The sequence below is a fragment of the Streptomyces beigongshangae genome (genome assembly GCF_019710745.1).
GTDB lineage: Bacteria > Actinomycetota > Actinomycetes > Streptomycetales > Streptomycetaceae > Streptomyces > Streptomyces beigongshangae.
The window spans coordinates 1-11085 of sequence record NZ_JAHKJW010000114.1 but is presented as its reverse complement, the minus strand read 5'-3'; the positions used below and the strand labels follow the sequence as shown (position 1 = coordinate 11085).

Sequence of the window (11085 nt, the reverse complement as noted above, 5' to 3'; positions counted from 1 at the left end):
TATCTCGTCGCCGAGGGCCGCGCACACCTCGTCGAAGGCTTCGCGGTAGACGGGGAACGCTTCGTACAGCCCCCGTCCCATCCCGAGGCGTTGGGAGCCCTGGCCGGTGAACAGTATGGCCAGTCGTCCGCGGGTCACCGTGCCCGTGACGACACCGGGTGCCTCTTCGCCCCGTGCCAGCGCGTCCAGGCCCGTCAGTGCCTCGTTCCGGTCGCCGGCCAGGACCACCGCGCGGTCCGGCAGTGCGGCCCGGCCCAGGGCCAGCGCGGCACCCAGGGCGGGCAGGTCCACCTCCGCGTGTGCCTCGGCGTGGTCCCGTACCTGCCGTGCCTGCGCCCGCAGGGCTGCCGTGCCGTGTCCGGAGAGGAGCAACGGCATCACCGGGAGGGCGGCCGGGCCGGGTGTCCGGGCCGGCTCCTGTTCCGGGGCCTGTTCCAGGATCACGTGGGCGTTGGTGCCGCTGACGCCGAAGCCGGAGACGCCCGCCCGGCGCGGACGGTCGGCCCGCGGCCACTCCCGCTCCTCGGTCAGCAGTTCCACCGCGCCCGCCGACCAGTCCACCTGCGGGGTGGGGGCGTCCACGTGCAACGTGCGCGGCAGGATTCCGTGCTGGAGGGCCAGTACCGTCTTGATGACGCCCGCGACGCCCGCGGCGCCCTGGGTGTGCCCGATGTTGGACTTCAGCGAGCCCAGCCACAGCGGCCGGTCCGCGGGGCGGCCCTGGCCGTAGGTGGCCAGCAGGGCCTGCGCCTCGATGGGGTCGCCCAGGGCCGTACCCGTGCCGTGCGCCTCGACCGCGTCGACGTCGGACGCGGTGAGGCGGGCGTCGGCCAGTGCCTTGCGGATGACGCGTTGCTGGGAGGGGCCGTTGGGGGCGGTCAGGCCGTTGGAAGCGCCGTCCTGGTTGACGGCCGAGCCACGCAGCACCGCCAGCACGCGGTGACCCAGGCGCTGGGCGTCCGACAGCCGTTCGAGGAGCAGGACGCCCGCGCCCTCGGCGAAGATCGTGCCGTCCGCGGCGGCGGCGAACGCCTTGCAGCGGGCGTCGGCGGCGAGGCCGCGCTGCCGGGAGAAACCGATGTAGGCGCGGGGGGTGCCGAGGACGGTGACACCCGCGGCGAGGGCCATGGAACAGTCGCCCGCGCGCAGGGCCCGCGCCGCGAGGTGGAGGGCCACCAGGGAGGCCGAGCAGGCGGTGTCGACGGTGACGGCGGGACCCTCGAAGCCGAAGGTGTAGGAGATCCGGCCGGACAGCACGCTGCCCGCCCCGGAGGTCATCAGGTAGTTCTCCAACTCCTCCGGGAGTCCGGTGAGTTCGCTGCCGTAGTCGCTGCCCGCGAAGCCGGCGAAGACCCCGACGTCCTTGCCGCGCCACACGGTCGGGTCGATGCCCGCGCGTTCGAAGGTCTCCCAGGACAGTTCGAGCAGGAGGCGTTGCTGCGGGTCCATGGTGACCGCTTCGCGCGGGGAGATGCCGAAGAAGGCGGCGTCGAAGTCGCCCGCGTCGTGCAGGAAGCCGCCCTCGCGGACGTAGCTGGTGCCGTGGTGGTCGGGGTCGGGGTGGAAGAGGCCGGACAGGTCCCAGCCGCGGTCCTCGGGGAAGGGCGTGATGCCGTCGTGGCCGCGGCGCACCAGGTCCCACAGTTCCTCGGGGGAGGTGACGCCGCCCGGGAGGCGGCAGGCCATCGCCACGACGGCGATCGGCTCGGACCGCTCGGCCTCCAGTTCGCGGACCCGCTGCTGGGAACGGCGGGCGTCCGCCAGCACGCGCTTGAGGTAGTCACGCAGCTTCCCGTCATCTGCCATGAGAGTTCGCTCCTGATGGAAACGCGTCGGAGGTCTGTCGGGCCGGGGCCGGAACCGGCACCGGTTGCTGGGCCGGGCCTGTGGTCGGAGGTCGCGGTCGGTCAGGTGGTGCCGAACTCCCGGTCGATGAGGTCGAACATGTCCTCGTCGGTCGCGGTGTCCACGTCGAACTCCTCCGTACCGGTACCGGTACCGGTACCGGTACCGGTGTGAGCCGGGTCCGCGGCCGTCCTCCACTGCTCGACGAGCGCGTTCAGGCGGGTCAGGACGGTGGCGTGGGTCGACGCGTCGGGGCTGGTCCCGGCCAGCGTCGTGGCCATGGCGTCGAGTTCGGTCAGCAGCAGCTCGGCCGGGTCGACATCCTGGCCCAGCTCGGCGAGGAGGAAGCGGGCCAGGGCGGTGGGCGCGGGGTGGTCGAAGACGAGCGTGGCGGGCAGCCGGGTACCGGCCCGGCGGGAGAGACGGTTGCGCAGTTCGACCGCGGTGAGCGAGTCGAAGCCGATCTCCTTGAAGGGCTGGTGGGGGTCGACGGCGTCGGCGGAGGAGTGGCCGAGGACGGCGGCGGCCTCCTGCTGGACCAGGTCGAGCAGGATCTTCTCCTGCTGTCCCGCGGTCGCCCTGGCGAGCCGGCCGGCCAGGTCGTCGGTGTCCGCCGCCGTGTTGTCGACGGCCCGGCGCGGGGCCCGGACGAGGGAGGCCAGCAGCGCGGGCAGGGTGCCGGTGGCGGCCAGGCCGCGCAGGGCGGCGAAGTCCATGCGGGCGGGCACCAGGACGGCGGCGGGGGTGCGCAGGGCGGCGTCGAACAGCTCCATGCCCTCGGGCACGGACAGGGCGAGCATGCCCCCCTTGGCCATGCGTCGCTGGTCGGTGTCGTCGAGGTGGGCGCTCATGTCGGTGACCTGGCCCCACAGCCCCCAGGCGAGGGAGGTGGCGGGCAGTCCGGCGGCGTGCCGGTGGCGGGCGAGCGCGTCCAGGAAGGCGTTGGCGGCGGAGTAGTTGCCCTGACCCGGGGAGTCGAAGGTGCCGGCTCCGGAGGAGAAGAGGACGAAGGCGCTCAGCGGCAGCGTGGCCGTCAGCTCGTGCAGGTTGAGCGCGGCGTCCACCTTGGGCCGGAACGTCGCGGCCAGCCGCTCCGGTGTCAGGGCGGTGATCACACCGTCGTCCAGGAGTCCGGCGGCGTGCACCACGGCGGTCAGCGGGGCGTCCGGCGGGATCGAGGCGAGCAGGGCGGCCGCCGCGTCCCGGTCGGCGACGTCGCAGGCGACGGTGCGGACGGTGGCGGCGCCCAGGGCGCGCAGCTCGTCCTCCAGCTCGGGCACGCCGTCGGCGGCCCGGCCGCGCCGCCCGGCCAGGACGACGTGGCGCACACCGTGTTCGGTGACCATGCGCCGGGCCACCAGGCGGCCCAGGGTGCCCGTGCCGCCGGTGACCAGCACGGTGCCGTCGGGGTCGAGGGGGCGGGGCAGGGTGAAGACGTTCTTGCCGGTGTGCCGGCCCTGGCTCATGAAGCGGAAGGCGGCCGGGGCCTCCCGTACGTCCCAGGTGTGCAGCGGAAGGGGACGCAGGACACCCTGCTCGAAGAGGGCGGCCAGGTCCCGCAGCATCTCCCCTATGCGGTCGTCGCCCGCCTCGTGGAGGGAGAACGCCCGGTAGGCGACGCCGGGGTGGGCGGCCGCCACCTCGGCGGGATCGCGCAGGTCGCTCTTGCCCATCTCCAGGAAGCGCCCGCCGCGCGGCAGCAGCCGCAGGGAGGCGTCGACCAGGTCGCCGGCCAGCGAGTCGAGGACGATGTCGGCGCCGCGGCCCCGCGTGACGTCGAGGAAGCGGCGTTCGAACTCCGTGGTGCGGGAGCCGGCGATGCGGTCGGCGGGGACGCCGGTGGCGCGCACGGTGTCCCACTTGGCGGGGGAGGCGGTGGCGAGGACGTCCGCGCCCCAGTGCCGGGCCAGCTGCACGGCGGCCATGCCGACGCCGCCGGCGGCGGCGTGCACGAGGACCGTCTCGCCCGCGCGCAGCCCGGCGAGGTCGCGCAGACCGTAGTAGGCGGTGAGGAAGGCCATGGGTACGGAGGCGGCCTGCTGGAAGGTCCAGCCGTCCGGGATCCTGGTGACGGTGCGCCGGTCGGCGACGGCGAGCGGGCCGACGGCATCGGGGAACAGGCCCATCACCCGGTCGCCGACGGCGAGTGCGGTGACGCCGGGGCCGGTCTCGGTGACGATGCCCGCGCCCTCGTTGCCGAGGGTGGCGTCGACCTTGTTCATGCCGAGCGCGACCAGGACGTCCAGGAAGTTCAGGCCCGCGGCCCGTACCTCGACGCGGACCTGCCCGGCGGCGAGCGGTTCGAGCGCGGCGGGGGAGGGGCGCAGCGCCAGTCCTTCGAGGGTGCCGTCACCGCCGGGCTCCAGCCGCCACGCCGCCGTGTCCGCGGGGGCGGTGAGCGCGCCGGTGGTGTCGGCGCGGGTGAGCCGGCGGGCGAAGCGGACGCCGTCGCGCAGGGCGAGCTGGGGTTCGGTGCCGGTGAGGACGGCGGGCAGCAGGGCGCGGGACGCCCGGGCTCCGTCGGTGTCCACGAGGGTGATCCGGTCGGGGTTCTCGGCCTGCGCGGACCGCAGCAGGCCGAGGGCGGCCGCGGCGGCGGGGTCGGTGAGTTCGCGGTCGTGGTGCACGGCGACCGCGCCGCGGGTGAGGACCAGCAGCCGGGTGTCGTCCAGTTCGGGCGCGGCCAGCCAGGTCCGGAGCAGGTCGAGGACCCGGCCGGTGACGCCGCGGACGGCGTCGGCGTTCAGCCCGTCGGCCGCCGCCTCCAGTTCGAGGAGCAGCGTCCCGGGGATGCCCAGGTCGGCGGTCTCGGCGAGTTCGCGGATGTCCTCGGCGGTCGCCACCGGCACGGGGTGCGGCGCGTCCTCGACGGGGCCGGGCGCGGGGAGTTCGTCCCAGCCGACGCGGAACAGACGGTCGCGGACGGGGGCGGTACGGGTGGCGGAGAGGTCCGTGGCGAGCGGCCGGGACACCACCGAGCCGACGGTGGCGACGGGCGCGCCCGTGCCGTCCGCCAGGTGCAGGGCGACCTCGTCGGCGCCGTGCGGGGTGACACGGACGCGCAGCGCGGTCGCCCCGGCGGCGTGCAGGGCGACGTCGCGGTAGGCGAAGGGCAGGGCGAGCGCGGCGTCGGCGCCGGCCGGTGCGCGGAAGCCGATGGCGTGCATGGCGGAGTCCAGCAGCACCGGGTGCAGTCCGAACCCGTCGGCGGACAGCCCCTGGTCCTCGGCGAGGGCGACCTCGGCGAACACCTCCTCGCCCCGCGTCCACACCGCGCGCAGGCCCCGGAACGCCGGTCCGTAGCCGTATCCGGCGGCGGCCATCTCCTCGTACGCCTCCGTCACCCGCTCCGGGCCGACCGGGACAGCCCCGGCCGGCGGCCACGGCGCCAGGGCCTCCGGCGGGGTGCCGGCGGCCGGGGCCAGGAAGCCGCTGACGTGCCGGGTCCAGGCCGCGCCGGGGTCGCCGTCCGCGGGGCGGGAGCGCACGGACAGCGGGCGGCGGCCCTGCTCGTCCGCCTCGGCGACGAGGACCTGCAGGCGTACGCCGTCGCCCTCGGCCAGGGGCAGCGGCGCCTCGACGACGAGCTCCTCCAGGGTGGGGCAGCCCACCTCGTCCCCGGCGCGCACCGCCAGCTCCACGAAGGCCGCGCCGGGCAGCAGCACCGTGCCACCCGCCGCGTGGTCGGCCAGCCAGGGGTGGGTGCGCAGCGACAGGCGGGAGGTGAACAGCACGGAGCCGGAGCCGGAGTCGGATGCGGAGCCGGTTCCGGTCCCGGAGACCTCGGTGACCGCGCCGAGCAGCGGGTGCCCGGCCGGTGTCAGCCCCAGGCTCGCGGCGTCGCCGTGGCCCTGCCCCCGGCCCGACTCCAGCCAGTAGTGCCGGTGCTGGAAGGCGTAGGTGGGCAGGCCGGTGACGGTCGGCAGCTCCGGGCCGCCGGTGTCCCCGGTTTCCCCGGTTTCCCCGGTGTCTCCGTCGCCCCCGTCGGGGTCCGCCGCACCGGCAAGGACCGCGGACCAGTCGACGGGCAGCCCGCCCACGTGCCCCTCCGCGAGCGAGGCAAGCATCCGGGGTGCGCCGCCCTCGCCGCGCCGCAGCGAGCCCACGGCGACCGCCTCGGCCCCGGCGTCCTCGAAGAGCTGCTGCATGGCGGTGACCAGTACGGGATGGGCGCTGGACTCCACGAAGAACCCGAAGCCGTCGGAGAGCAGTTCGCGCACGGCGGCCTCGAAGTCCACCGGGCGGCGGGCGTTGCTGAACCAGTACTCGGCGTCCAGGCCGGCGGTGTCGAACGCGCCGCCGGTGACCGTCGAGTAGAACGGGACGGCCGAGCGGCGCGGACGGACGTCGGCGAACATCGCGAGGATACGGTCGCGCAGCGGATCGACCTGGGCGCAGTGCGAGGCGACCGTGGAGCCGACGACACGGGCCCGCAGGCCGTCGGCCTCGCAGCCGGCCACGAACTCCGCGAGCGCCGCCTCCTCACCGGCGACCGTGACCGCGGCGGGCCCGTTGCGGCCGGCGACGGCCAGCCGCCCGTCCCACGCCGCGAGCCGCCTCTCCACCGCGTCGGCGGAGGCGGCGACGGAGGCCACCGCGCCCTTGCCGACCAGCTCCTCGGCGAACAGGGCGCTGCGCAGCACGACGATACGGGCCGCCTCCTCCAGCGTCAGCGCCCCGGCGACGTACGCCGCCGCGATCTCCCCCTGGCTGTGGCCGACCACCGCCGCCGGCGCGACCCCGGCCGCCGTCCACACCGCGGCCAGCGACACGTGCACCGCGAACAGCGCGGGCTGGAGCACCTCGATGCGCTCCATGGACGGCGCCGACGCGGCGCCCCGGACGACGTCGGTGACGGACCAGTCGAGGTGGCGGCGCAGCGCCTCGTCGCACTCGGCGAACCGGGCGGCGAACACGGCGGAGGAGTCGAGGAGTTCGGCCGCCATACCGGGCCACTGCGAGCCCTGGCCGGGGAAGACGAAGACGGTGTGCCCGGTGGCCGGGCCGCCGTCGCCCCGCACCACCTCGGACGCCGGGGTGTTCCCGGCCAGCGCGGCCAGGCCGCGCAGCGCGGCGTCCCGGTCGGCGGCCAGTACGACACCGCGCTGTTCCAGCGCCGCGCGCCCGGTGGCCAGCGACCGGCCGAGGTCCGTCAGCGCCACGCCGGGACGGTCCGCCACGTACGACCGCAGCCGCCCGGCCTGGGCGCGCAGCGCGGCCTCGCCGCGCCCGGAGACCAGCAGCGGTACGGGGGCGCCGGTCAGGAGCGGCTTCCCGGAAACCGCCTTGTCCACCGGGCCGGTGGCGGCCGGGGCCTCCTCCAGGATCACATGTGCGTTGGTGCCGCTGATGCCGAAGCCGGACACGGCGGCCCGGCGCGGCCGTCCCGTCCGCGGCCACTCCCGTTCCTCGGTCAGCAGCTCCACGGCCCCCGCCGACCAGTCCACCTGCGGTGTCGGCGCGTCCACGTGCAGGGTGCGCGGCAGGACGCCGTGCCGCATCGCCATCACCATCTTGATGACTCCGGCCGCTCCGGCGGCTGCCTGCGTGTGCCCGATGTTCGACTTGACCGACCCCAGCCACAGCGGCAGTTCGCGGTCCCGGCCGTAGGTGGCGAGGAGGGCCTGCGCCTCGATGGGGTCGCCCAGCGCCGTACCGGTGCCGTGTGCCTCCACCACGTCCACCTCGGCGGCGGTCAGCCGGGCGTTGTTCAGCGCCCGCCGGATGACGCGCCGCTGCGAAGGACCGTTCGGCGCCGTCAGTCCGTTCGACGCGCCGTCCTGGTTGACCGCCGAGCCGCGTACCACCGCGAGTACCGGATGGCCCGCCTCGACCGCGTCGGACAGCCGCTCCAGGAGCAGCACCCCGGCGCCCTCGGCGAACCCGGTACCGTCCGCCGCCGCCGCGAACGCCTTGCAGCGGCCGTCGGGGGCGAGCCCGCGCTGCCGCGAGAAACCGACGAACGCGTCGGACTCCGCCATCACCGTGACCCCGCCGGCCAGCGCCAGCGAGCACTCCCCGGCGCGCAGCGCCTGCGCCGCCAGGTGCAGGGTGACCAGCGACGAGGAGCACGCCGTGTCCACGGTCACCGCCGGTCCCTCGAAGCCCAGCGCGTACGACACCCGGCCCGACAGCACACTGCCCGCCCCGCCCGTGAGGAGGAAGCCCGCGAGTTCGTCGGGGACCTCGGGCAGCCCGGCGCCGTAGTCGTGGAAGGCGATGCCGGAGTACACGCCGACGTCCTTGCCGCGCAGGCTCGTCGGGTCGATGCCGGCCCGTTCCAGCACCTCCCAGGACAGCTCCAGCATGATCCGCTGCTGCGGGTCCATCGCCACGGCCTCGCGCGGCGAGATGCCGAAGAAACCCGCGTCGAACATCCCGGCGTCGTGCAGGAAGCCGCCCTCACTGGCGTAGCTGGTGCCGGGGTGGTCGGGGTCGGGGTGGAACAGGTTGTCCAGGTCCCAGCCGCGGTCGGCCGGGAACCCGGTGATGCCGTCGCCCCCGCCGGACACCAGCTCCCACAGCTCCTCGGGCGAGGACACCCCGCCCGGCAGGCGGCAGGCCATACCGACGACGGCGACGGGCGCGGTGGTGGCCGCGACCGCCTTGTCGTACTCGTGCTTCAGCCGGGTGTTGTCCCTCAGCGAGGCGCGCAGCGCTTCGACGATCTGTTCAGTCTGGCCGCTGCTCATGGCTGCTCCCACCGTGTCGAGTGCGCGATCACAACCGGTTCCCGTCCAGCGCTCGTTGGACCAGTCCGGCGACGTCCATTGCGTTGATCAGGTCGAGTTCCTCGGCGGCGGCCGTGGCGGACGGCGACTGCCCGCCGTCGTCCGGTCGGTCCGGTCCGTCCGCGCCGGCCGCCCGGACGAGCTGCCGCAGCCCGTCCAGCAGCCCGGCCTCCCGGAACCGGCTGAACGGAACCGAGGCCAGCGTCCGGCGGAACTCCTCCTCGTCCGCCTCGCTCAGCTCCTCGTCGGCCGCGTCCGCGAACAGTTCGGTGCGCAGGTGCTCCACCAGCGCGGCGGGCGTGGGGTAGTCGAAGACGAGGGTGGCGGGCAGCCCGGTGCCCAGGGCGGCGCCGAGGGTGTTGCGCAGGTTGACCGCGGCGAGCGAGTCGAAGCCCATCTCCTGGAAGGCGCGCCCCGGCTTCACGGCCTCGGCGCCGCTGTGTCCCAGCGCGAGTGCCGTGTGCTCGCGGACCGCCTTCATCAGCGCACGTTCCCGCTCGGCGTCGGAGGCCGCGGCGAGCTGCCGCAGGAACTCCGAAGCCGACTCGTCGCCGGAATCGTCCGCCGCCGCCAGACCGTCGACGATCTCCCGTACGCCCGGCAGGTCGCCGATCAGCGGGCTCGGCCGCAGCGAGGTGAAGGCGGGCACGAACGCCGCCCAGTCGACGTCCACCACGGCCACCCGCGTGTCGTCGCCCCGCACCGCGAGCGTGAGCGCCGCCATGGCCTCCTCGGGTGCCATCGGCAGCACACCACGCCGGCGCAACTGCTCCCGCGCGGCGGCGTCGGACGCCACACCGAACCCGTCGATCACACCCCAGGCCACCGAGGTGGCCGTCAACCCTCGCGCCCGCCGCCGTTCGATCAGCGCGTCGAGCTGGGCGTTGGCGGCACCGATGAGCCCCTGCCCACCGCCGCCCCACACACTGGCGACGGAGGAGAAGACGACGAACAGGTCCAGGTCCCGTTCCGCCAGCAGCGCGTCGAGGTGCCACAGCCCGTCGACCTTGGCCGCCAGCGTCTCCGCCAGTTCCCCGGCGGTGGTGGCGTCCACCTGGGCGACGCGCGCGAGGTCGGCGGTGTGCACGACGCCGGAGAGTCCGGGCGCGGTGGCGGGCCCGGAGAGCAGCCGTGCGAGCGCCTCCCGGTCGCCGAGGTCGACCTGACGAACGGTGATCTTCGTGCCGTGCGCGCTCAGCTCGTCACACACCTCCCGCACCCGTGGCGCCTCCGGGTCCGACGCGACGGTCAGCACCAGGTGCTCGGCACCGGCCTCGGCGAGCCAGCGCGCGGCGTGCCGGCCGAGCCCTTCGGTGCCGCCGGTGACCAGCACGGTGCCGCGTGGCCGCCACTCCGGTCCCGCCGTCGCGCCCGGGAGCAGCGGACGGCCGCTCATCCTGCGCACCAGCGCGCCCGTGGGCCGGACCGCGAACTGGTCCTCACCGTCCGGGGTGGCCAGCACCCCGAGCAGGGTGCGGGCGGCCCGCTCGTCGAACACCTCGGGCAGGTCGACCAACCCGCCCCAGCGGTCCGGCTGTTCCAGCGCCACGGCGAGCCCGAGCCCCCACACGGCCGCCTGCTCGGGGGCGTCGATGCCGTCCGTGCCACCGACGGCGACCGCACCCCGGGTGGCGCAGTACAACCGGTGCCCCGAGCCCAGGTCGCCGAGCGCCTGCACCAGCGCCAGGGTCGCCGTGACGCCCTCGGTGAGCGTGGCACCGCCCGGCCGCGGACGCCGGTCGAGCGCGAGCAGCGACAGGACGCCGCCGACGTCGTCCACTCCCGCCAGCGCCCCCCGCAGCGTCTCGGCCAGCCCGCCCCGGTCGGCGCCGGCCCCGGCCCGTACGACGACGGTGCGCAGCCCCTGCCGGTCCAGCGCCGGCGCGACCCGCTCGGCGTACTCCCCGACGCCGCCGCCGTCCGGCAGCACGACCAGCCAGGTGCCGGACGGCACCCCGGACGCGGCGCCGGGCAGCGGCTTCCACAGCACCTCGTAGCGCAGCCGGTCCGCCGCGGCCCGCTCGTCACGCCGGCGCCGCCACGCCGACAGCACGCCCAGCGCCCCGCCGACGGCGTCCAGCTCCGCACCGTCCCGCACCCCCAGCGCCTCACCCACGGACCCGAGGTCCTCGCGCTCGACGGCATCCCAGAAACGGGCGTCGGCGTCATCGGCGGCACCGGGGCCGCCTTCACCGGTCAGCCAGTAGTGCGCGCGCTGGAAGGCGTAGGTCGGCAGCTCGGGAAGGTGAACGGGCGGGAGGGGCNACCGGTCAGCCAGTAGTGCGCGCGCTGGAAGGCGTAGGTCGGCAGCTCGGGAAGGTGAACGGGCGGGAGGGGCACGCCGAGGTCGACGGGGACGCCGGCGGTGTGGAGTTGGGCCAGGGCGGAGGTGAGGGTGCGTACCTCGTCGCTGTCGTGGCGCAGTGCGGGGACGAACACCGCTTGGTTCTCCGTGCCGGGGTCGAGGTTTTCGCGGGTCATGGCGGTGAGGGTGGCGTCGGGGCCGAGT

3 protein-coding genes are annotated in these 11085 nt (G+C 75.5%); all 3 read right to left on the bottom strand.

The annotated features are described in order from the left end of the window. On the bottom strand, positions 1-1806 hold a 1806-nt coding region (locus tag KM933_RS37765), incomplete at its 3' end, for a type I polyketide synthase (RefSeq protein ID WP_221361750.1). A gap of 101 nt (positions 1807-1907) precedes the next feature. After that, positions 1908-8537 carry a type I polyketide synthase gene (locus tag KM933_RS37760; protein WP_221361748.1) on the bottom strand — a complete coding sequence of 2210 codons (6630 nt, stop codon included), beginning with the start codon at positions 8535-8537 and terminating at the stop codon, positions 1908-1910. Positions 8538-8565: 28 nt separating this feature from the next. Further along, entirely contained in the window at positions 8566-10692 is a 2127-nt protein-coding gene (locus KM933_RS37755) for a beta-ketoacyl reductase (RefSeq protein WP_308013677.1), read from the bottom strand. Positions 10693-11085: the final 393 nt, after the last annotated feature.

Excerpts from the sequence above, each read along its gene's own strand:
- KM933_RS37760 (WP_221361748.1), bottom strand. The coding sequence starts at position 8,537 with ATGAGCAGCGGCCAGACTGAACAGATCGTCGAAGCGCTGCGCGCCTCG.